We start from the raw sequence: 23130 nt of genomic DNA on the forward strand, positions 1-23130 counted from the left end.
ATAATGCGAAATCAAAAATTTGCAACTCTCACTCGGAGCTTGAACCCTACCCCACAAATCAACCAAACAAAAACCGCTCATTGCTGAGCGGCTTGTTATTTTTACCAGATTTTGATTCTGTCTTCCGGAGTTTTGTATAATTTGTCTCCTTTTTTCACATCAAATGCTTTATAGAAAGCATCAACGTTGATAAGTGGTCCAAAGCTTCTGAAGTATCCCGGAGAGTGCGGGTCAGTTTTTACCTGGTTCACCATATATTTTTCACTGGATAAAGTTCTCCAAACGGTTGCCCAGCTTAGGAAGAATCTCTGATCCTGGCTGAATCCGCTGATCTTCCCTGGATTTCCTTTATCTTTCAGGTACATTTGAAGTGCATCGTAAGCAATATTTACTCCTCCTAAGTCAGCGATATTTTCACCGTTTGTGAAGGTACCGTTTACGAAAGTTCCTTTTACAGGCTCGTATTTGTCATACTGAGCAGCAAGAGCTTTAGTTGCTTTCTCGAAGTTGGCCTTATCTTCCGGCGTCCACCAGTCTACCAGGTTTCCGTCTGCATCAAACTGGGCTCCTGAATCATCAAATCCATGACTCATTTCGTGTCCGATAACAGCACCGATTCCTCCGAAGTTTACGGCAGCATCAGCTTTAGGATTGAAGAAAGGCGGCTGAAGAATTGCAGCAGGGAAAACGATTTCGTTATTTACCGGGTTATAGTAAGCATTTACCGTTTGCGGCGTCATCCCCCATTCTGTTTTGTCCACAGCTTTACCGATTTTTGCAAGATCTTTATTGTACTGCCATTCGGAAATATTCTGAAGATTGCTGTATAGATTTCCACCTTTAGCTTCAGAAACGATATCTAATTTTGAATAGTCTTTCCATTTGTCCGGGTAAGCAACTTTTATTGTAAACTTGTTCAGTTTGTTCATTGCTTTTTCTTTCGTTGTAGAAGACATCCACGCTAAATTGTTGATATGAACTGCAAAGCTTTTCTTTAAATAATCGATCAGTTCCACCATCTGTGCTTTCGCTTCAGCAGGGAAGTATTTTTCAACGTATAATTTTCCGAAAGCTTCACCAAGTGTACCATTGATCAATTCAAAACCTCTCTTGTTCAATGCTCTCTGCTCCTGCTGACCTCTCAGGTATTTACCATAGAAGTCAAATCTCATATTCCCCAATTTCTCACTCAGGTAAGATGAACTTCCGTGAATCATATGGAATTTTAAATAATCCTTGATCACAGGAAGGTTCTGAGCAGACACCAATTTATCGAATTCTTTGTAATATCCAATTTCTCCGATGATTACTTTATCTGTAGTTACTCCTACTTTTTTAAGGTAAGCAGGGATATCAACACCTTTTACCAATGTTGAAAGCTCAGCCATTGTTTTAGGGTTGTACTGCAGTGTATTGTCACGGCTCTGTTCGTTGGTAAGATATGTTTTTGCAATGCTTTTTTCGTAATCAACGATTCCTTTTGCCGCTGCATCAGCATTTTTGTAGCCTAATTCTTTAAGCATGGAAGCTACATATTTCTGATATTCAGCAAGAGCTTCAGTATTTTTTTCGTTTACTTTCTGATAATAATCTCTTCCTAATCCCAGAGAAGCATTTCCTAAGTACACGGCATTCATTTTAGAATCTTTAAGATCTGCATCAACACCCCATCCGTACAAAGTATTTTCTCCGTCTTTTGTTACAGATATCAAATAGTTCTGAAGATCAGCCAGATTTTTAATCGCATCAATTTTATTCAGGTTAGCCTGAATAGGTTTGATTCCGTCTGCATTTCTCTTCTGCATATTCATATAAGTAGCATACAGATCCTGGATTTTCTTCCCCTCGCTTCCATCTTCAAATTTATCTTTCAGAAGAGAGTTCAGAATAGTCATTGAGTTATTATCTGTATCTTCTGCCAGTTTGTTGAAACTTCCCCAGGTCGGCTTATCGGATGGAATTTTAGCGGTTTTCATCCAAGTTCCGCTTACGTAGTTATAAAAATCATCCTGCGGACGTACAGAAGTGTCCATAAGGCTAATATCCAAGCCTTTATCTGTGCTGTTAACTGCTGTTTTCACGGCTTTTGCCTGTCCGTTCACTGTATTAAGTGAGCAAACTCCTGCCAGTAAAAACAAAGAAAGCGTTAGTTTTTTCATTATGATAGCAAATTTATAGTATATGTCTGTTTTTTTTATAATCTGTTACAATTCTTTTCAATAAAAAATTAACAATTATAATTTTTGATTATTTTAGTAAAAAACTACTCCGAAATCAATAGGCCTACCAGATCCTGAATGATCTTCTGGGAAACGAAATTCATAAAATCAAGTCTGTCCAGATGAGGCATGTACAGTTTTGAAGTAACTTCTTTGTCTTTGATCCGGATGGTATAAAAAACGGTTCCCACTTCTTTACCGTCCTTACCTTTACCAGGGCCCGCAACACCTGTTGTGGACATGGAAATATCGGAGTCAAATAATTTCTGGCATCCTTTTGCCATTTCGCTGGCCACCTGCTCGCTTACCACTGTAAATTCATCTACAGTCTGCTGGGAGACTTTTAAAATTTCTATTTTCTTTTCTGTGGCGTAAGGTACAATTCCCCCTACAAAATATTTTGAGCTTCCTGAATTGGATGTGATCATTCTTGCCAGCTCACCTCCGGTACAGCTTTCTGCAGTGGAAATAGTCAGTTTTCTATCGTCAAGCATCTCTGCCAGAATTTTTTCTATTTTGTCTTCCGACACGGCGATAACGTGATCACCTACCAGAGGAAGAAGCTTCTGGATTTCATCTTCTGCCTGCTGTTTCAGAGCAGCTTCGTTATCTCCTGAAGCAGTCAGCCTCAATTTCACACGTGTTCCTACCGGAAGATAAGACAATGCAAGATTTTCAGGAAGGGCAAGCTCCCATTCTTCAATAATATCTGCGAGAATACTTTCGGGAATGCCTACTACAGAAACTATCCTGGTATGGATATAGTAAAGATTGAATTTTTCTTTTAAATAAGGAATGATCTGTTCCCTGATTAACGGTTTCACTTCATAAGGAACCCCGGGAAGGCTGAAACATAATTTTCCGTCCTGCTCCATCATCATACATGGTGCGGTTCCGAAATGATTTTGAAAAACAACCGATTTTGTAGGAACAAAAGCCTGTTCTCTGTTTCTTTCAAGGATATCCAGGCGGCCGCGTCTTTCCATATAGTTTTTAAGATGGTTGAAGGTTGCCTCATCCAGTGCAATTTCATCATTAAAATATTCAGCCAGTGCTTTTTTGGTTTTATCATCTCTTGTCGGGCCCAAGCCGCCTGTTGTAATGACAAGGTCTCCAATTTCAAAAGCAGTTTTTAAAGTATTTTTAATAATGGCAATCTCGTCTGAAATTGTAAAAATCTGTGTAACCTGTATGCCTATGCTTTTAAGTTCTGCGGCAATAAAATTAGAATTGGTATCAATGGTGTTCCCGGAAAGGATTTCATCACCTATAGTAATCAGAACAGCTTTTTCCATATATAAATTCTTGAAAGAAAATGTCCTGCAAATGACGTAAAAATCTGCGGCTATGACAACATAAAATGATTTTTTTTATCTTTGGCTCATACTGTTTAAAACTATAACTATTTCGCGATGGCGAAGGTATCGGGCCTGAGTGCTATAAGATTTTTAAAGCAAATTTGAGTTATGAATTTTCATGTTTTGGATTCGAGCTTTTTGGTTAAAGAGTCTGGGCATGTTAAATAATCCTCTAAACCTTAACCTCAGTCTGAGATTTTACCTCTAAAAAAGTTCACATTTGACTTGCAAAGCAAAATTCACAATTGGTGTTTTCTCTAAAATAGTGATTTCTAAATTATTGATTATGCCTTACCCAAATAAGCTCATCGGTATTATATCCTAATCTTTTCGCTTTTTCGAGGAAACGCTGTCTTATGCTTTCAGGAATAGAGGTTGTCCTGGATAGAATCCAAAGGTATTTTACGCTGCTTCCTGCTACCAAGGCGTATTGATAATCTTCATCGATATCAATTACATTATAACCGGCCCAGATTGGTTTGAAGAATGAAACCTTAAGGCGGGCTTCGGTTTTATCTTTTACAAACCTGGCTTCTCCGATGGATTCTTTCCATTCTTTTTTAACATAATCATAGCCTTTATTGCGGACACTGATGGAACCGTTTGAATTTTCGGAATATTCGGCGGTGACGTTATCCATATGTTTCTCAAACCTGTAATCGAAACGGGCAATTTCGTACCATCTTCCAAGATATTTTTTAGCATCAAAATTATTGACGGCAACAGCTCCTTTTGTAATTCCGGGAGAACAGGAATTGTAAACAACCAGCCCCAGAAGACCTAATGTAACCGGAACCGCAATTTTCTGAAGAGTTTTCATAATTGGATATTTTGCGTGATTGCGGTGAAAACTTCAAAAATAATGCCTTTAAGCTGTTAAGGAAAGAAATTCTAGGAAAAGACTTTCAGGAAATTATCTTTAAAACTGCCTGAAACCTCAATTTCCGTATCATCTGAAAGCATTACAGTTCCACTTTTATGGTAAGATTTTACAAATCCTGCATTGATGATATGGGAGCGGTGAACTCTTACAAAAGGATTTTCCAGCAGGTCATCGAAATGTTTCAGGAAACGGCAGACCATCTTTTTTGAGCCGTCGGTAAGGTAAACCTGTGTGAAATTTCCGTCTGCCTGCAGCCTTAGGATATCTTCAGTTTTTACAACATCAAATCCCTGAAGTGTAGGAAGAATGAGCTGTTGTTTTTCAGGTTTCAATTTTAAATTTTCGAGAAGTATTTTATTACGGTTGAGCTCTTCTTTACTTTCAAGGCTTTCTGCTACTTTATTTACTGCAAGAATGAGTTCCTGAATATCTATCGGTTTTAGAATATAATAACTGGCCGATTTATTAAGTGCCTGTAGTGAATATTGAGAAAATGCTGTAATGAAGATAGTTTCGTAGGAAAATTCTTTGGTAGCTTCCAACACATCAAAGGCATTTCCGAAAGGCATTTCTACATCCAGGAAGACCAATTGCGGCTGTTTTTCAGCAATCAGGGGAACGGCTTCTTTGATATTTTCTGCCTCTCCTACAATTTCTACCTGCGGGCAGTATTTCGTGATATAATTTCTGAGAACTTCTCTTGCAATGATCTCATCGTCTACGATTATGGATTGTATTTTCATTTTTTCAGGTTAGAGATTACAGATATTAGATAACAGGTCTTAAGTGGTGAATGGATTTACTGATATTTTCCGTTTTTGAATTCAGGAGCTGACAGGAAGTTTTTTTAAGGCTTTCGTTACTTTAAATAAGATTAATTTTTAAGGTAACCAAAACGCCACTACTATTTTCTTTGTCTTTTACAAAGCAGGCAATATCTTTTTTATACAAATCATTCAGGAGCTGAATTCTTTCAAGTGTATTGTTCATTCCGCGGCCTTCTCTTGCTTTCTGGTGATCTGTCTTTTGCTTTTTGCTTTCTTCAATCCCTATTCCGTTGTCTTCAATGGTGATTTTTAAATGCTGGTCTTCTTTTTCAAAACTTAATTTCAAAAATCCTTTTTCACTTCTGTAGCGCAGTCCGTGCCAGACCGCATTTTCAAGGAACGGTTGGACAAGCATTCCGGGAATTTTCAGGCTTTGCATATTCAGGCTTTCGTCTACCTTAATTTCATAATCAAATTTATCAGCAAAACGTGTCTTTTCGAGAGCAAGATAATTCTGAAGCAAATCCAGCTCCTGCTGAAGAGGAATGAAATCTTCGGTGGAATTTTCCATGACGCCACGCATTAATTTAGAGAATTTCGTAAGATACTGGTTAGCTTCCAGTTCGTTATTTGTCGCGATAAAATGATTGACGCTGTTTAAGCTGTTAAAGATAAAATGCGGATTCATTTCACGCCGTAATGACTGCAGGGCGATTTTTTTATTTTTAATCTGAACTTTCTTCAGCGTTCTGAAGATAAAGATAATCAGTCCGGTTAACAGGATCAGAACTCCGATCAGGCTGTAATTAAAGACATTTTTCTTACGGATCAGCTGATCTTTCAGCTCTTTTTCCTTTTCAAGCTGTGAAATTCTCTGCTCAGTATCTTCCAGAATTTTATTATCAACCAGGCTTCTGTCTTTGGACACAATATCCGGAAGTTTCCCAAGGAAATCGCGATACAGCGACACTGAGGCATCCGTATTTCCTGTTATACTGTATAGGCTGTCCAGTCGTTTTACGCTTTTCTGAGCTTCAAGTGTATGCCCTTTCTCCAGAGCGATTCCGTAAGCATTTTTTAATAATACCACAGCCTCTTCCGGATCATTCTTCTTTATATAAATATCAGCCAGCTCCTGGATCTGGTTGACCTTTTCCTGTGAATTTTCTTTGACAAAATCTTCTTTCAGGACTTTCTTTTTGGCCTCAATGGCTTTTTCAAAATTTCTGTTTTCAACATAGAAATTGGTCAGTTTCTGATTAATTTCCAATGCCTGCTGAGGAGCTTCTTTTTTAGAAAGAACATAAGCATTGTTGAGGTTTTCTTCTGCTTTAGGAATATCTTTCTGCTGTATATTAACATCTGCCATTTGGCTGTAACTTGCTGCCAGATCGCCTTTATCTTTTGTTTTAAGACCTATATTGATATTATCCTGAATTGCCTCTACCTTCTGTTCAGCGTTGGGGGAAGAAAGCCTTGCCGCATCATTGGTATTGACCGCTCTGCTTTTTTCATTGTAACTCATCTCGGCTGCCATGCTGTAATTGCTGATGGCCGGAGTTATCTTGTTTTGTTTTTCCTGTGACTGGGCAATTTTCCGGGTGACAGATTCCAGATTTTTCTTATCGTTAAGGTTTTTGTAAATGGTTCTGGCTTTGACTAAAAACTCTTCGCTCTTGGCATAATTCCCCTGGTTGTAGTAATTATTGGCAATTCCTACATAGGTATCGGCAACACCTTTGTTATCGTTATTATCTACTGCTTTTCTGAGTCTGGCCGCAGATTTGTAGGCCTGAGTAACCTGCATGGAATCCTGTGCTGTACAAAAATTTCCTACAGCAAGCATGAAGATAAACAGTATTTTAAAAACTAGTTTCACAGATTTCAGATCTTGCATGCAAAGTAAGTAAAACTTTAGGTATCCTTTCCTATTCTTTACCAAGTCAAAACTTCATTTCACCCAGTTTGCCCAATTAAAAATCAATCTTTCCTCTTTACATGCCCCTTAAAATTCTGTAACAGAGGGCAGTTCACCTTTTCTTATATTTGTATTGTTACTTTATCCCAAACTCATGAGCAAAAAATTCCAGATCGCATTGGCCGCCTTTTTCTGTATGAGCATTTTGCATGCGCAGATTTATATTGAAAATGTAACTGTTGTAGATGTTATTCACAAAAAACTGATTCCTGCCCAGACTGTTGTCTTTTCAGGAAAGCCAATTACAGCAATAAAACCCAGCAGACAGATCAAAATTCCGAAGAATTCCCATGTTATTGATGGTAAAGGTAAATACCTAATGCCTGGAATGACGGATGCACACGTCCATTTTTTCCAGAGCGGCGGTCTGTATACAAGGCCGGATGCCCTTGATCTCAGAAAACATGTTCCTTATGAAAAAGAGATCAGCTGGAGCCATCATAATATGGAAGGTCTTCTGCAGCGTTATCTTAAAATGGGAATAACGTCAGTGATTGATCCCGGGGCAACGTATAATTTGCTAAAACTCAGGGATTCTTTGAAAGAGAATGTACGCCTGCCTTCAGTGTATATGTCGGGACCACTCATTACTACTTATGAACCTGAAGCTTTTAAAAATCTTAATAAAGATGAGCCTTTCAGACTGCTTTCGTCTGTTGAGGAGGCTAAGAAACTGGTTCAGGAACAGATCCCTTATCAACCTGATTTTATTAAGATATGGTATATTGTAACGGGAGATGCGCAGAAAAAGAAAGAACAGGCAAAGGAATTGGAACCTGCTATAAAAGCAGTTATTGATGAAGCTCATAAAAATAATTTAAAGGTTGCCATTCATGCAACAGAACGCTTCACCGCAGAAACAGCCGTACAAAACGGTGCCGATTTCCTGGTACACAATATAGAGGATGAATTGATTTCTGATGATTTTATAAAGCTTTTAAAATCAAAAAAGGTTATTGTATGCCCTACCCTTACGGTAATGGATAATTATTATGATACTTACGGACAAAAGAAGACCTACAATACTTATGAGCTGGAAAATTCCCATCCTGAAAGCATTGGCTCTATGTACGACCTGAAGCACCTTATACAAACGTCAGACTCTGTTATGCTTAATAAGCGTAAAACAAGGTTTAGCGAGCCGAAGACCAAAGCTTATATTTCAAAAACGGACTCCATCAGAGCTGTCATCTCAAAAAAATGGCTGAAGGAGGTGTAACAATCGCTGCTGGTACGGACGCCGGAAATATCGGAACGCAACATGCATCATCATTTATCACAGAACTTAAGGCCATGAAGGAAAGCGGGATGGATGAATGGCAGATTCTTCAGTCGGCAACCATTAATCCTGCGAAAATCCTTAATAAAGAAAAGGAATCCGGCAGCATTGAAGTGGGAAAAGCAGCGGATCTTGTTTTACTGAATTCAAATCCTGTTGAAAATCTGGACCATCTTACTGATATTGATGTGGTTATAAAAAGCGGACTTCCTATAGACCGGGAAAGAATTGTAAAAGTGACACCGGAATCTCTGGCTCAGCAGCAGGTGAATGCTTATAATGCAAGAAATATTGAAGCATTTCTGGAGCCTTATGCAGAGGACGTAGAACTGTATTTGTTTCCCGGAAAGCTGATCAGCAAAGGAAAGGAAGCCATGAGAAAATCCTATTCCAATCTGTTTGATAAATCTCCGGATCTGCATTGCGAAATCAAGCAGAGGATTGTGAATCTTAATTCCGTTATCGATAAAGAGAGCGTTTCGGGCCTGAGACCTGGTGTAAAGACTGAAGCAACAGCTATTTATGAAATTAAAAACGATAAAATCTCGAAGGTTTACTTTATCTATTAATCATTTTTGAACCATTCCGGATAGTTTAAATCACATTTAAAAAATTTGAAAAGACGATTCTCACAGGGATCGTCTTTTTTTGTGACCATCCACCAAGTGAAAACCTTATTTCACCAAGTCTCTCCATTTTCGGTTTCAGATCGCAGTAATTTTACTTCAGAATTTAAAACAAGAAATTATGAAATTGAGACATTTTTTATTGATCGGAATCTTTACCCTGGGAACTTTTGCAAATGCACAGGAGATAAAGAAAAATGCAATTGAAGTTACAGGTATTGCAGAAATGGAAGTGGAACCGGATGAGATCATCTTCAGCATCGGCATCAAAGCGGATAACAAGAATGAGTTGGCAGACAATGAAAAGAAGCTGTTTGAAACATTAAAGAAATACGGCGTGAAGAATGAAGACATCAAATTTAAATCCATGTACCAGAATGTATATGTTAAAAATGGAAAATTCACGAAGAGCTACCAGTTCAAAGCCAATACAAAATCGGATATCAACAAAATATTTGAAGACCTCAACCAGAAATGGGTAAGCAATCTGAATGTGGCCGAAGTGAAGAACACTAAAATTTCTGATTTTAAGAAAACCGTTAAGATCAATGCTCTAAAAGCAGCAAAAGAAAAGGCAGATTACCTGTTGGAGAGTATGGGCAAAAAGACAGGAGCTCCTCTTGAGATTATCGAAATTGAAGATTACACCAGCGATACGGTTCTTCCTGTAGCCTATAAAAGCAGCATCAGAAATGTACAGCTGGAAGCGGCAGATACTGCGGTAGATTTTTCTTTTGACAATATCGAAAATATCAAGCTGAAATACAGCATCAAAACGAGATACGAAATCCTTTAGAATTAACAGATTTAAAAGACAGTCCGGAAGGGCTGTTTTTTTGTCTTAAACAGTTTTTAAAGTTCACCAAGTGAAAGTCTCATTTCACCAAGTCTCCCAATTTTCAGCCTTAAATACAGATAATTTTACTTCAGGAATTAAAACAATAAACCTGCAACGACATTTATTACTGAAGCATACAGAAACATCGACAGTTAAAGTTCGGCCCGAAAAAATGGGTTCAATATTATAACAGATAACCAATAAAAATAGAATTATGACAACTTTAAAAATCTTAGCATTAACAGCTGGTAGCGCATTTTTAAGCTCAGGCAGTTTTTCAGACATCCGCTGCTCAAACAGCAATACATCAGGTCGGGAAGCATTTATACAAAATGCTTCAGTAGTACAGCCTGCAGTAACATCAAAGGATAATAAAATCCAGGTTGCCCTTCTGCTGGATACTTCCAACAGTATGGACGGGCTGATCGATCAGGCCAAATCAAGGCTTTGGAATATTGTGAATACTTTAACCACCCTAAAGTATAACGGACAGGCTCCACAGGTTGAAATTGCCCTTTATGAATATGGGAATGACGGGATCCGCGATGAAAATTATATCCGCCAGGTTACTCCTCTTACGCAGGATCTGGATCTGGTTTCCGAGAAATTATTTGCCTTAAGAACTAATGGGGGAAGTGAATATTGCGGTGCTGTGATCCGCGATGCCTCGATGAATCTGAACTGGGATGGCAACGAAAAAAGCATGAAACTGATTTATATCGCCGGCAATGAGCCGTTTGATCAGGGAAAAGTAAATTACAAGGAAGTCATTTCCAAAGCTAAAAACAAAAACATTTATACCAATACTATTTTCTGCGGGAATAGAGAAGAAGGGACGCAAACCTTCTGGCAGAACGGAGCAGTAGTGGGCGGCGGCAAGTACTTCAATATTGACAGTGACAGAAAGGTGATTTATATTGAAACGCCTTATGATGTAAAAATCTCAGAATGCAATACAAAGCTGAATGATACCTATATTTATTATGGAAGTCATGGCTCTGAATATAAGCTTAAGCAGGTTACCCAGGACAGGAATGCAGAAGTTCAGTCGGCTTCCAATTACGTAGAAAGAACCGTAGCCAAGTCTAAAAAAAATGCTTATAAAAACGACCACTGGGACCTGGTGGACAAAGCTGAAAGTGATGCAGGATTTATTGCTACTGTGAAGGATGATGCGCTGCCAGCTGAATTAAAAGGCAAAAGCAAGGAAGAAATTAAAAAAGCAGTTGCTGTAAAATCTGCAGAGCGTGAGAAAATCCAGAAGGAGATTGAAGAGCTGTCCAGAAAACGCCAGGAATATATTGATACCGAAATGAAAAAACGGGGCAATGCAGATTCTGATGATCTTGGGAAAGCAATTGAAAGATCTATTCTGGAGCAGGCAAAAACGAATGGATATACTTCGAAATAATAGGAATGGTGGCTTCGCAGTCACCATTTTTTTATTGCACTTTTCTTAATACCCGCTTACACTGGCGACAAAGGTTCCAGAAGCTACCAGTTTTATCTCCCGAATTGAAAATATTCAGACAACAGGTGTTTTTTATTTTTCATAAACTGTGAAGCCATTTCCATCCCTGTCACAGAAAAAGTGATCCCATTCCCCCCGAAGCCCAGGACAAAATAAGAGTTCTTAAATTTTTTATGCTCCCCAATATAAGGCAGCCCGTCTTTGGTTTCCCCAAAAGTTCCGGCCCATACAAAATCTGTATAAAAATGATAATCGGGTTTTATTTTTTTCAGGTTTTTCAGAATCTCTTTTTCTTTTTTATCGAGAAGAGCATCACGTTTTTCAGCATCGTTGAAATCTTCATCTCCACCACCGATCAGGAGTCTTCCATCATCTGTTGTACGCATGTAAATATAAGGATCATCAGTATTCCAGACCAGCGTACTTCCCATATTTTTGAATTTGTCGACATCGATTTCTGAAACGATGGCGAACGTACTTTTTAAATCAACAAAGTTTTCTTTGATCAGGTTTTTGCTTTCATATCCTATACAGTAGATCACTTTTTTAGCTTTGATCTGAAAACCGCTGTCTACTGTTACCAGATTAAAACCTTTATGATATTCCACCTTTATCATTTCAGTCTTATCAAATATTTCTAACCCTTTTCTTACATTATGTTTAAATAGTTCATGAGCAAACTTAAAAGCATCAATACTGGCTCCCTGTCTGGACACAATTCCCCCATATGTATTTTCAAGTCCAAACTTTTCTACAATTTGATCTGCTTCCAGCCATTTTATATCAAAACCGGCATTTTTTCTTGCAGCATATTCATCCTTAAGCCAACTGACATCTTTCTTTTTTGATGCGAAATACAGAGATTTCTTTCGTTTAAATCCCGCATCAGACCTGATCTGTTTTGAAAGTTTTTCGAGACTATCTATCGCATCAGAACAGGCTTTGTAGCTCTCTACAGCTCCTTTCTTACCAATAAGCTCCTCAAGCTCAAAAAGAGGAACATCTATTTCATACTGCAGCATGGAAGTAGTTGCTGAAGTACTGCCGTTACAGAGTTCACGTTTATCAATCAGGATCGTTTTAAAGCCGTCACTAATCATTTGATGGGCAATAAGGCTTCCGGTAATGCCGCCTCCTATAATTAATACATCACAATCTTTATTTGATTTCAGAGACGGATAAGAAGTTATTAGTCCATTTTTTAAAAGCCAGAAAGGTTCGTTTGATTTTAGATCCATAATTGAATATTACATTTAAAACAATAACATTTATAAGTATTTTAACGATTTTTTATCAATTTATGGTGCAATTATTGTACCCAGTTTTAAAATCCAACCATTTAAAATAATTAGTATGATAACGATTATTCCAGAAGCTCCGGAAAATGTTGCAGCGTTCAGTGCAACCGGAGATGTGACGAAAAAAGATTTTGAAAACCTTGTCATTCCTCATGTAAAAGAAAAAGTAGATCAGTTTGGTGAGCTGAATTACTTATTGTATTTGGATACTGATCTGGATAATTTTACCATGGGCGCATGGCTTGAAGACGCATTTTTAGGATTAAAAAATCTTACAAAATGGAACCGTACAGCTATTGTTACAGATAAAGAAGGAGTACAGAACTTCACGGATATTTTCAGTGTTCTGATGCCGGGAGAATTCAAATCCTTTCCTAAGGAAAACTTATATAATGCACTTTACTGGTGTAAAAACGGTAATGAAGTAGAAGTTTAGCATTATACTATAAAGAGAAAGAGGCTTTGTTCTGTCGTTGAACAAAGCCTCTTTTGTATGTATACAGCTGGTTATAAACCTTTAAGCTGTCTTATAAAATAATTAACTCATCTACATTTTTTGACAAAATTTAGAAATTGATTTGAACTTAGTCTCAGCTTTACAATTACTTATCACAAGGCACACATTCTACCACTGTTTCATCATCAGGAGCTTGTTTGCCGTACAAATATCTGTATCTTAAACTTATTGCCAGACCGATGAATGTCATCCCCACTCCTACTAACGAAGGATATTTGAAGGAAAAACCATATTCCAAAGGAATTCCTCCCAGAAATGCTCCCATCGCATTAGCAATATTAAATGCGGCCTGCATAAATGCCGCAGCCATCATTTCACTTTTTGGAGCTGCTTTCATCATCATGATATTAATAGGTGCCGCAACGGACATCGACAGTGCTCCGCAAACAAATGTCAGTATGAGTGCCATATTCTGGTTATCTGCAAAGAAAAATACTCCTGCCAGAGAAATCATCATCAGAAAGATCAATAATGCACATGTTTTTTCGGGCCCCAGCCTGTCAGAAATAAATCCTCCTGCAAGGTTTCCAACAACCATTCCGGCACCGGCAAGGATCATCACATACGCCATCTGGTTGCTTTGGATTCCCGCCACGATCGTCATTAAAGGAGTAATATAGCTGAGCCATGTGAAAAGTCCTCCAAACCCAATCGCTGTAATCCCTAAAACCAGCCATGATTGCTTATTTTTAAGAAATTTCAATTCCTCCAGAAAATGGGTATCCTGGTTGGATTCTACGGCTGGAAGCCATAATTTCAGGAACAATATGGCGAAAAGGCCGATCATTGCTACAATTGCAAAGTAAAGTTTCCAGTGGTAAGCATGTCCGATATAGGTAACCAGTGGAACCATGATCAGATTCGCTACCGTAAGCCCTGTAAACATTAAGGATATATAAAATGCTTCCTTCCCTTTTCCAGCCATACGGGATGCTACTACTGTTCCTACTCCGAAGAACGCACCGTGAGGAAGTCCGGACATAAATCTGATAATCAGCATACTTGTATAATCAGGAGCTACCGCAGAAAGCCCGTTGAATAGTGTGAAAAGGATCATTAGAACCATCAGCACTTTTTTAGGCGGAAATTTTACGGAATACCCGATCAGTATCGGAGCTCCGATCACTACTCCCATGGCGTAAGCTGAGATGAGATGCCCTGCTTCAGGAATGGTAATTTTTAAAGTGTTGGCAATATCAGGAAGCAGTCCCATTACGGTAAATTCCGTAGTCCCTATTCCCAGACCACCTATGGCTAACGGTATTATTCTTTTATCAATCTTCATTATGAGTAAACTTCTTTTTCGAATTAATTTTAAGTGATTTTTATAAAAAATAAAAACAGAATCCCATCTTTACTTTGAAAGTGCAAAATTCGAGAGAAATATCGGTTTTTACTTCTCCTGAAATGATAAAAATTTGCTCCATCTTAACCTTTTTATGTAAATTTAAAATCAGAATCAATCAAATCAGAACAGAATGAAGATCCAGAAAGAAGTCATAGAGTTTGAAAGCGGAAAGTCTTTCAAGCTTTTTTCACCGTCTTTAAAGAACTGTTTTTTCTGGCATCATCACCCAGAAATAGAGCTTGTTTATGTAGAAGCCATCAACGGAATTCGGCATGTAGGCCGGGATATTTCTGTTTTTACAGAAAGCGATCTGCTTCTGATAGGATCCAATGTTCCTCATCTTAATTTTGATTATGGTATCCAGACGGAATGCAGACAATTAGTGCTTCAGATGCGGGAGAATTTCCTTCAGGATATTATTGTTCCCGTTCCTGAGTTTGAAAACATTAAAAAGCTCCTGGAAAAGTCTTATTTAGGGCTTTCATTTTCAGGAGAAACAAAAAAGCAGGTTGTCGAAAAACTTCATGAAATCAAGGATAAAAACTCTTTTGATTCTCTGATAGGATTAATTGAAATTCTGCAGATTCTCGCCGCCTCAGATGAAGTAAGAGAACTGAATAAGGAAGACACCAGGATAAAATGGTTCCTGAATGACAAGATCAGAATGGGAACCATCTACGATTACATCCATGGAAATTATGATAAGAAGCCTAATGTCAACGAAATTGCAAAGATTGTAAGCCTTAGTACGCCTGCTTTCTGCCGTTATTTTAAAAAGCAGACCAATATGACGTTCACGGATTTTGTTAACAATTACAGGATCAATCAGGCTAAGATATTTCTGCTTAAAGATTATTCTGTGACAGAGGTTTGCTTTCAGGTAGGTTTCGAGAGCCTATCCTATTTTAATAAACTTTTCAAGCAGCATACGGGTGAAACGCCTTCAGAGTTCAGGAAAAAGCATTTGAAGAATATTGAGGTTCGGAATTGATTATTTTTTTAACCACTCCGTCAAAAATTCTTTGAATTTTTGCCACCCCTCCAAGGGAGGGGAATATGATCCGACAGATTTTGTCAGGAGGAAAGTGATCAATTTTTTAATTTAAGAGATATCTCTCATCACCGAGTTCATTACTCAAAATATTAAGTGTTTAAAATAAAAAAACCGCTTCGAGTGAAGCGATTATATTATTAAGTTATATTATTAGTGAATATGTTTTTCAGCATGGTAGGAACTTCTTACCAACGGTGAGCTTTCTACGTGTCTGAAACCTAAGCTTCTTGCAAAATCTCCCAATTCATCAAACTCTTCCGGCGTAATGAATCTTTTTACCGGCAGATGTTTTTTAGTAGGCTGAAGATACTGTCCAAGCGTGATTACATCTACATTGGCATTTCTGATATCCTCAATGGTCTGGAAAACCTCATCTTTAGTTTCACCCAAACCAAGCATTACCCCGGTTTTGGTTCTTCTCTGGCCAGCTTCTTTTAGGTATCTCAGAACTTCTAAGCTTCTTTCATATTTAGCCTGGATCCTTACTTCTCTTGTCAGACGTTTTACGGTTTCCATATTGTGAGAGATCACTTCAGGAGCCACTTCTACCAATCTGTCAATATGTTTGGTAAGTCCTTGAAAATCCGGAATAAGAGTTTCCATCGTTGTTCCCGGAGAAATTCTTCTTACCGCATTTACAGTCTCAGCCCAAAGGATGGAGCCCATATCTTTTAAATCATCACGGTCCACAGAGGTAAGAACAGCATGCTTGATCTTCATTAATTTAATAGAACGAGCCACTTTTTCAGGCTCATCCCAATTAACATCAAGTGGTTTTCCTGTTTTTACACCACAGAATCCGCAGCTTCTTGTACAGATATTTCCTAAGATCATGAACGTTGCCGTTCCTTCTCCCCAGCATTCACCCATATTCGGACAGCTTCCGCTCTGACATATGGTATTTAATTTATATTTGTCGACCAAAGTCCTAAGCTCTCTGTAATTCTTTCCGGTAGGAAGTTTTACGCGGATCCACTTTGGTTTTTGAACGGTAGTATCTTGAACTAAATTCTCCATTTATTTCTCAAATTGAGCTTCAAAGTTAGTGATTTTTTTATCGAAACAATCAAAGACAAACATTGATGAAACATATAATTTAGTAATTTTAAACCACCAAAATTAAATTATGAAGAAGATCTTTTTTACCCTATCCCTTATTATCAGTACATTTTGCTTTGCCCAGAAAGAACTTCAGCCGGCAGGTTCAGAAATCATTGACACTGTGGAAGGCGATCTGGATGGTGATAAAATTCCTGAAAGAGTGGTTATTTATACTACAGCAGATGAAGGTGAACTGGGTAAAATCCGTGAGATCCAGATTCAGAAAAGAAGTGGCGGAACATGGATGATCCTGAGTAAATCAAGGAATGCCATTCTTGAAAGTGCCGGCGGAGGGATGATGGGAGATCCCTATCAGGAAACAACTATTGAAAAAGGAATCCTGAATATCACCCAGGCAGGCGGCAGCAGCTGGAAATGGAGCTACACGGATAAATACAGGTTTCAAAACGGCCATTTTGAACTGATCGGCCATTCTTCAACGTATGGCAGACCCGGAGATTATTGGGCAGACATAGACTTTAATCTTTCCACAGGGCAGCTCAATTATAAAAAAGAAGTTGAAAATACTTCTGAATATGGTAAATCCAAGCAGGAAACCTATATTAAAAAAGGATTGAAAATAGATCTGCAAAACAGGAATCAGAAGGAGCCGAGGAAAATTGTTCTTCCCAAGACAAAAGAGGAAATTTATTTGTGAAAATTTTGAATCATTAAGATCCTATTAAGCCTTTAAGATTATTAAGGTAAGCTTTGCTTTTAAGACTGAATGAAACTGATTATCTTACTTAACCATTTAATTATCATCAAATTCATTATTTTTCAGCAGCTCGGCCAGGACTTTCTTAGCACGCATCACCCTTACTTTAGTATTGGCGACGGAAATTCCAAGCTCTTCTGCAATTTCCTTGATGCTCTTTTCTTCAAAAAAACGTAGTTTAATAATATCCTGGTAATTGGCATCCAGCGATTCAATGGTTTTGATGATCTTTTTCTGCTCTTCATTGGAAATCATCAGCTCTTCCGGAGATTTTGCAAACTGGTTTTTAACCTCATCCAGGTTTTCGGTAGGATCCTGGTTTTCGCGGCTTCTTTTCCGCCAGAAATCAATGACTGTATTCTGGGCAATAGTTAATACCCAGGTCTTAAACTGAAAATGCGGATCGTACATATCCAGTTTCGACAGCACTTTGGAAAAAACATTCACCGTAATCTCATCTGCATCATTTTCATCTTTTACTTTTTTCATGACAAAAGAGAAAACATCCACCCAAAAAATATTGATGAGCTTGGTCTGGGCCTTCTGGTCCTTTTCTTTTGCCTTTTGAATAAGCAGAAATAGCTGTTCTTCGTTCATTATTAACAAATATAATTTTTTTAAGTGAAAGCACAAAGGTGCAGACAGGCCTTTTTATCCTTTGATTTTTTTACCTTCTGACATCCCTTCTCTATACTCCTGAATTTACTATCTTTGCATCGTAAAATTTTAAAGAAAATTATAGATGAATTCCTTTATAGAAGAACTAAAATGGCGTGGTCTTTTTGCCGATATGATGCCAGGAACCGATGAACAACTGAATAAAGAGGTAACTACTGCATATATTGGTTTTGACCCGACTGCTGATTCTTTGCATATCGGAAGTCTTATCCAGATCAAAATTTTAGCACATTTCCAGCAACACGGACACAAACCGATTGCTTTGGTAGGTGGTGCTACAGGAATGATCGGAGATCCCTCAGGAAAATCTGCCGAAAGAAATCTGCTGGATGAAGCCACTCTTCTTCATTATGTAGACTGTTTAAAGAACCAACTTTCAAGGTTTTTGGATTTTGACGGAAATGGTCCTAACAAGGCTGAATTAGTCAACAATTATGACTGGATGAAGAATATTTCTTTCCTTGATTTTGCCAAGAACGTAGGGAAGAACATCACCGTTAATTATATGATGGCGAAAGATTCTGTGAAAAAGAGATTTTCCGGGGAAAGCGGTGCAGACGGGATGAGTTTTACGGAATTCACTTACCAGCTTATCCAGGGATATGATTTCCTTCATCTGTACCAAAATAATAATGTAAAGCTTCAGATGGGAGGTTCTGATCAGTGGGGAAATATCACTACAGGTACTGAACTGATTCGCAGAAAGGCCCAGGGTGAAGCATTTGCATTAACAGTTCCTTTGATTACTAAAGCCGACGGTTCTAAATTCGGAAAGTCTGAAAGCGGAGAAAATTACTGGCTGGACAAAAAGAAGACATCCCCGTATAAATTCTACCAGTTCTGGCTGAATGCCACCGATGAAGATGCTGAAAGATTCATTAAATTCTACACATTCATTGGAAAAGAAGAAATTGAAGCCTTAATTGAAGAGCACAAAGCAGCTCCACATGAAAGAAAACTTCAAAAGAGACTGGCTGAGGAAGTAACGGTATGGGTACACGGCAGAGACGAATATGAAAAGGCAGTAAAAGCTTCGGAAATTCTGTTCGGACGCTCTACAGCTGAAGATCTGGTAAGCCTGGATGAAGAAACATTCCTTGAGGTTTTTGACGGTGTACCGCAAAAAGAAGTTGCCAAAGCTGATGTCCTGGGAATTAGTATTGTTGATCTTCTTTCTGAAAAATCAGGATTTTTAAAGTCTAAAAGTGAGGCTCAAAGGGAGATCAAAGGAAATGCAATTTCCGTCAACAAAGAAAAGGTAAACGATACTTATACCGCCAATGAAAGTGATCTTATTGATGGTAAATTTTTACTGCTTCAAAAGGGTAAGAAAAGCTACTTTATTGTGAAGGTACTGTAAAAATTTTCAATAATATTATTCAAAAAAAGAGAGACTCAGGTTACAGAGTCTCTCTTTTTTAATACAAAATTTAACCTGAAAAGTTACTCCATCTTTGAAGAGAGTTAGAGATAAAATTATTAAAGCTTTCCTGTATATAAATAATCATTTAATTGAATGAATAATGCTTCGTAAAATCGGCCCCGTTGGTTGTTAAATTAATATTTTCATCAACTACTGCGGTTCCGTTTTTTTCTATTTTATAAGTTCCCGTAATGGAAGAGTTAAAGTTCACCACCTGAATGGAAGCTGACAAGCCTGCAATAGGGGAATTGGTCTCAATAATATAGGTTTTGGTAGAACCGGTAAAACTATTGTCGTTTAATCCTACAGCTGTTTGTCCGTTTTGAATGACCCCATTAATTTTCCATATGGAAGTGCTGTTTTGATGATCACTTCCTGAAGCAACTACCGAAACATAATCATCGGTAGAATTTACCCCGTTCAAAGTAACTGTTATTTTATAATTGGCGCCTCCACCTACAACTTCTCCCCCTGCATCAACATCGTCATCATCTTTGCTGCATGAAGATACAAAGCCTAAGAGAAGCGCTGTCATCAAAAAAGCAACTGCATTTCTGAATGTTCTGTGTAAATTGATTTTTTTCATAATTCTCATATTTTAATTTTTAAACTAATTCTTATCTGCATTTATTTCTATGTTTTTTCATCAAACCTTTCAATGTCTTTATTATTCATGCTTTAAAGTTGATTCAGATATGTATCACAAAACTATTCTGTATGTCCGGAAGGAACAATACATAAAAAACAGTATTTACATCTACCTATTTTTAGGTATTTCATGCTTATCTCCAAGTAGCTATCTTAAGAAAATGAAGTACACTACAGGTGCATATTGTTTTTTTTAATAAATTCATAATATAAATCATGATTACACAGAAAGCATGAGAAAAGAATTACTTGCATTATTAATCTCGTTTTTCGGCATACTCAATATTGAGGCACAATCTCTTTATTTCTATTCTTTAGAGAAAAAGAATAGTAATTTTGACAGTCTGGTTCTAGCTGCCAACAATGAAGCTGTGGATACGGTAAAAGCCATTAAGTCTTACCAGATTGCTGCAACCTATTTTACCAAGCAGGATATTGAAAATTATCAGAAGTACCTGAAACAAGGTCTGGAAAGCTCTTCCAACAGTCCGGTGTACAGAGATATAGGACTTTATTATCAGTCCATTATAAACTATACAAAGACAGATGCCGTTAATCTTCTGGAAAAAGATTTCACAAACATTGAATCGCTTTTGAAAAAATACAACAGTAATGAAGCCAAAAAAATAAGGATCATCATGTTCCAGAATAAAGCGTTATTCAAGATCATTCAGAATAAGGAAGTAGAGTCTATGAACATCATCACGAATAAAGCAATACCCCTGGCTAAATCCCTGAAAGATTATGAGCTTACAGGAGCTTTATATAAAAGTATCGGAGTCTTGTTCTATAACTCCAAGGACTATCCCAAAGCAATAGAATACATGAACTTGGCTGAAAATTCTATCAACAAACTGAAAAGACAAACAGCACAGTCCAAAGCTATTAAGGGAGAAGCTGTTTTGTTTAAGGCAGATGCTCTGATGAGAGAAAACAAAATGCCGCAGGCAAATACAGAATTAGAGAAAACCTATTCCATCATCAAAGATTATCCTGAATCCAATTTTTATTCACTCTATTACTGCACTTTAGGATATTATCATATGAAGCAAAAAAATTACCCGGAAGCGGTAAAGCTTTTTGCCAAAGGGTTGAGCAATGCAGAAAAATATAAAAATACAGTTATTGCAGAAAGAATAAAGCTGTTTGAAGGGCAGCTCAACAGTGAGCTGAAAGACTATGGAAAATCCAATAAGATTTTTAAAGAAGTTTATGCCAGCACTCCCTATCAAAAAAACAGGCAGGAAGTTTTAAAAGAACTTTCTAAAAATTACACCGCACTTAAGGATACAACTAAAGCCAACCTGTATGCTGAACGATATATAGATTCTTTTGACAGCCTGAATACGGTTTCTATCCATAAAAACATTGCCATTCTTGAAGCAAAATACAGAAAATCCGAAAGAGATAAAGAATTAGTACAAAAGCAGCTGGAAATCAGCAAGAAAAACAAATACATGTGGATTCTGGGACTTGCCTCCCTGTTATCAGCCGGCTTTATCATTTTAGGTCTTTTAAATTTTAAAAAGAACAAAAAAATTTCGGAACAGCGCGAAATAAATCTTCAACAGGAAATAAAAGAAATTCAGCAAAGAGAAGAACTGGCCCTTACAAAAGCTATTCTGGAAGGAGAAGAAAGAGAAAGAGCCCGTATTGCCAAAGATCTTCATGACGGCTTGGGCGGAATGCTTGCCGGAGTTAAAATAAATTTTTCTACTTGGTCTTCAACCCACCTTGAAGCAGGACGGCATAAAGATTTCTACAAAATCCTAAACCAACTGGATAATTCAGTTACCGAACTGCGACATGTGGCTAGAAACCTGATGCCGGAATCCCTTTTGAGCTTCGGACTGGAGACCGCTCTTAAAGATCTGTGCGAGTTCTATATCCGAAAAGATCTTAAGGTAGACTTTCAGCCTATTAACATTAGCAAAAGTACTCCTTTATCCATACAGCTTAATATTTACAGAATTGCACAGGAATTATTGGCCAACTCCGTTAAACATTCGGAAGCAACCAATATACTGCTTCAATGCTCACAATCTGATGAAAACTTCATGATCACTGTAGAAGATAACGGAAAAGGATTTAAAGAAGAGGATTACAGGAAGTCTCAAAGTATGGGCCTTCATAATCTTAAAAACAGAGTAGATTATCTTAAAGGCAAAATGGAGATCAATTCGGATAACGAAGGAACAACTATTAATATTGAATTAAATACCCATGCAGTCTCATAAAATAAATATCGTTATCGTAGATGACCACCCTATCGTTATAGAAGGATTAAAAATGATGCTGAAAAGCCAATCATTTCTTACTGTTTCGGAAACTTTTACATCCGGTTCGGACCTCATCAGTTTTCTCCGGTCCAATGAAATAGATATAGTTCTTCTGGATATCACACTGCCGGATGCCAACGGAATAGAACTTTGCCTGGAAATCAAAAAAATATCGCCAAAAACTTCCGTGATCATGTTCAGCAACCGTTCGGAACGAAGCATTATCATGCAGGCTATCCAGAATGGGGCCAGCGGGTATATCCTTAAAAACACATCAATAGATGAACTGGTAATGTGCATCAAAGGGGCTCTTTCGGGAAATATTGTTTTTTGTGAGGAAACAAAGCAGATCATCAGCAGACCTTCACAGAACGATCTTCCTGTGCCAAGGATTACAAAACGGGAAAAACAGATCCTCCGGATGGTAGCGGAAGGAAAAACAAGTGCCATGATTGCCGAAGAACTTTTCCTCAGCCCTCTTACTGTAGATACACATCGTAAAAATTTATTACAAAAATTTCAAGCAAAAAATTCTACGGAGCTTATTAACCGTGCCATACAGCTCCAATTAATCGAGGAATAAATGCTGATAAAATTTTAATGAAAACTTTTGAACAGAAAAATCAATTTATAAAACAAAAAAACCG

General features: G+C 37.7%; 20 protein-coding genes. 10 read left to right on the top strand and 10 right to left on the bottom strand.

Features of this window, described 5'->3' with window-relative positions:
* Nucleotides 1–101: 101 nt before the first annotated feature.
* The 5 genes from ACTJIV_RS10080 to ACTJIV_RS10100 all read right to left on the bottom strand — a co-directional run bounded on the left by ACTJIV_RS10080 (nt 102) and on the right by ACTJIV_RS10100 (nt 7106).
* Nucleotides 102–2159: a M13 family metallopeptidase gene (locus ACTJIV_RS10080; RefSeq protein WP_440627200.1), complete on the bottom strand. Its 2058-nt coding sequence runs from the start codon at nt 2157–2159 to the stop codon at nt 102–104.
* Between the two features lie 104 nt (nt 2160–2263).
* Nucleotides 2264–3514 (bottom strand): CinA family nicotinamide mononucleotide deamidase-related protein, encoded by a 1251-nt coding sequence (locus tag ACTJIV_RS10085; protein WP_440627202.1) that lies wholly within the window; start codon nt 3512–3514, stop codon nt 2264–2266.
* Nucleotides 3515–3854: 340 nt separating this feature from the next.
* Nucleotides 3855–4397: a lipocalin family protein gene (locus ACTJIV_RS10090; protein WP_440627204.1), complete on the bottom strand. Its 543-nt coding sequence runs from the start codon at nt 4395–4397 to the stop codon at nt 3855–3857.
* A 71-nt stretch (nt 4398–4468) separates the two neighbouring features.
* Nucleotides 4469–5203 (bottom strand): LytR/AlgR family response regulator transcription factor, encoded by a 735-nt coding sequence (locus ACTJIV_RS10095; RefSeq protein ID WP_111956030.1) that lies wholly within the window; start codon nt 5201–5203, stop codon nt 4469–4471.
* A gap of 121 nt (nt 5204–5324) precedes the next feature.
* The gene (locus tag ACTJIV_RS10100) at nt 5325–7106 is read right to left on the bottom strand and encodes a histidine kinase (protein ID WP_440627206.1); all 1782 of its coding nucleotides are present in this window, start codon (nt 7104–7106) and stop codon (nt 5325–5327) included.
* Nucleotides 7107–7299: 193 nt separating this feature from the next.
* Here ACTJIV_RS10100 and ACTJIV_RS10105 point away from each other — a divergent pair, with 193 nt between their 5' ends.
* From ACTJIV_RS10105 to ACTJIV_RS10120, 4 genes are all read left to right on the top strand, one after another.
* Complete coding sequence (locus tag ACTJIV_RS10105) at nt 7300–8424, top strand: amidohydrolase family protein (RefSeq protein WP_440627208.1); 1125 nt, start codon at nt 7300–7302, stop codon at nt 8422–8424.
* The gene (locus ACTJIV_RS10110) at nt 8406–9053 is read left to right on the top strand and encodes an amidohydrolase family protein (RefSeq protein WP_440627210.1); all 648 of its coding nucleotides are present in this window, start codon (nt 8406–8408) and stop codon (nt 9051–9053) included. Before ACTJIV_RS10105 ends, ACTJIV_RS10110 begins: the two co-directional genes overlap by 19 nt.
* Nucleotides 9054–9231: 178 nt before the next feature.
* The gene (locus tag ACTJIV_RS10115) at nt 9232–9906 is read left to right on the top strand and encodes an SIMPL domain-containing protein (protein ID WP_336380080.1); all 675 of its coding nucleotides are present in this window, start codon (nt 9232–9234) and stop codon (nt 9904–9906) included.
* Between the two features lie 256 nt (nt 9907–10162).
* Nucleotides 10163–11359, top strand: a complete 1197-nt coding sequence (locus ACTJIV_RS10120) for a vWA domain-containing protein (RefSeq protein WP_336380081.1) — start codon at nt 10163–10165, stop codon at nt 11357–11359.
* 92 nt (nt 11360–11451) lie between these two features.
* Here ACTJIV_RS10120 and ACTJIV_RS10125 read toward each other — a convergent pair whose 3' ends face one another.
* Nucleotides 11452–12657, bottom strand: a complete 1206-nt coding sequence (locus ACTJIV_RS10125) for an NAD(P)/FAD-dependent oxidoreductase (RefSeq protein WP_440627212.1) — start codon at nt 12655–12657, stop codon at nt 11452–11454.
* A gap of 115 nt (nt 12658–12772) precedes the next feature.
* Here ACTJIV_RS10125 and ACTJIV_RS10130 point away from each other — a divergent pair, with 115 nt between their 5' ends.
* Complete coding sequence (locus ACTJIV_RS10130) at nt 12773–13153, top strand: STAS/SEC14 domain-containing protein (RefSeq protein WP_111956020.1); 381 nt, start codon at nt 12773–12775, stop codon at nt 13151–13153.
* A gap of 166 nt (nt 13154–13319) precedes the next feature.
* Here ACTJIV_RS10130 and ACTJIV_RS10135 read toward each other — a convergent pair whose 3' ends face one another.
* Nucleotides 13320–14519 (bottom strand): MFS transporter, encoded by a 1200-nt coding sequence (locus tag ACTJIV_RS10135; RefSeq protein WP_440627215.1) that lies wholly within the window; start codon nt 14517–14519, stop codon nt 13320–13322.
* Between the two features lie 193 nt (nt 14520–14712).
* Between ACTJIV_RS10135 and ACTJIV_RS10140 the strand changes: the two genes are divergently transcribed.
* Nucleotides 14713–15573 (top strand): AraC family transcriptional regulator, encoded by an 861-nt coding sequence (locus ACTJIV_RS10140; protein WP_440627217.1) that lies wholly within the window; start codon nt 14713–14715, stop codon nt 15571–15573.
* 213 nt (nt 15574–15786) lie between these two features.
* On the opposite strand, the gene lipA is transcribed toward ACTJIV_RS10140, so the two are convergent.
* Nucleotides 15787–16653 (bottom strand): lipoyl synthase, encoded by an 867-nt coding sequence (gene lipA, locus ACTJIV_RS10145; RefSeq protein ID WP_111956014.1) that lies wholly within the window; start codon nt 16651–16653, stop codon nt 15787–15789.
* A gap of 109 nt (nt 16654–16762) precedes the next feature.
* Between lipA and ACTJIV_RS10150 the strand changes: the two genes are divergently transcribed.
* On the top strand, nt 16763–17395 hold the full coding sequence (locus tag ACTJIV_RS10150) for a hypothetical protein (RefSeq protein ID WP_440627219.1): 633 nt from the start codon (nt 16763–16765) through the stop codon (nt 17393–17395).
* A 96-nt stretch (nt 17396–17491) separates the two neighbouring features.
* Here ACTJIV_RS10150 and ACTJIV_RS10155 read toward each other — a convergent pair whose 3' ends face one another.
* Nucleotides 17492–18052, bottom strand: coding sequence for an RNA polymerase sigma factor (locus ACTJIV_RS10155; protein ID WP_111956010.1), 561 nt, complete (start codon nt 18050–18052; stop codon nt 17492–17494).
* A 145-nt stretch (nt 18053–18197) separates the two neighbouring features.
* On the opposite strand from ACTJIV_RS10155, the gene tyrS reads away from it, so the two are divergent.
* Nucleotides 18198–19493: a tyrosine--tRNA ligase gene (tyrS, locus tag ACTJIV_RS10160; RefSeq protein ID WP_111956008.1), complete on the top strand. Its 1296-nt coding sequence runs from the start codon at nt 18198–18200 to the stop codon at nt 19491–19493.
* 148 nt (nt 19494–19641) lie between these two features.
* Here the strand turns inward: tyrS and ACTJIV_RS10165 are convergent, their stop codons facing one another.
* Complete coding sequence (locus tag ACTJIV_RS10165; RefSeq protein WP_440627222.1) at nt 19642–20142, bottom strand: hypothetical protein; 501 nt, start codon at nt 20140–20142, stop codon at nt 19642–19644.
* Between the two features lie 295 nt (nt 20143–20437).
* Between ACTJIV_RS10165 and ACTJIV_RS10170 the strand changes: the two genes are divergently transcribed.
* Nucleotides 20438–22441, top strand: a complete 2004-nt coding sequence (locus tag ACTJIV_RS10170) for a tetratricopeptide repeat-containing sensor histidine kinase (protein ID WP_336380087.1) — start codon at nt 20438–20440, stop codon at nt 22439–22441.
* Entirely contained in the window at nt 22428–23066 is a 639-nt protein-coding gene (locus tag ACTJIV_RS10175) for a response regulator (protein ID WP_111956002.1), read from the top strand. Before ACTJIV_RS10170 ends, ACTJIV_RS10175 begins: the two co-directional genes overlap by 14 nt.
* Nucleotides 23067–23130 lie beyond the last annotated feature (64 nt).

Source organism: Chryseobacterium sp. 22532 (assembly GCF_052044665.1).
GTDB lineage: Bacteria > Bacteroidota > Bacteroidia > Flavobacteriales > Weeksellaceae > Chryseobacterium > Chryseobacterium lathyri.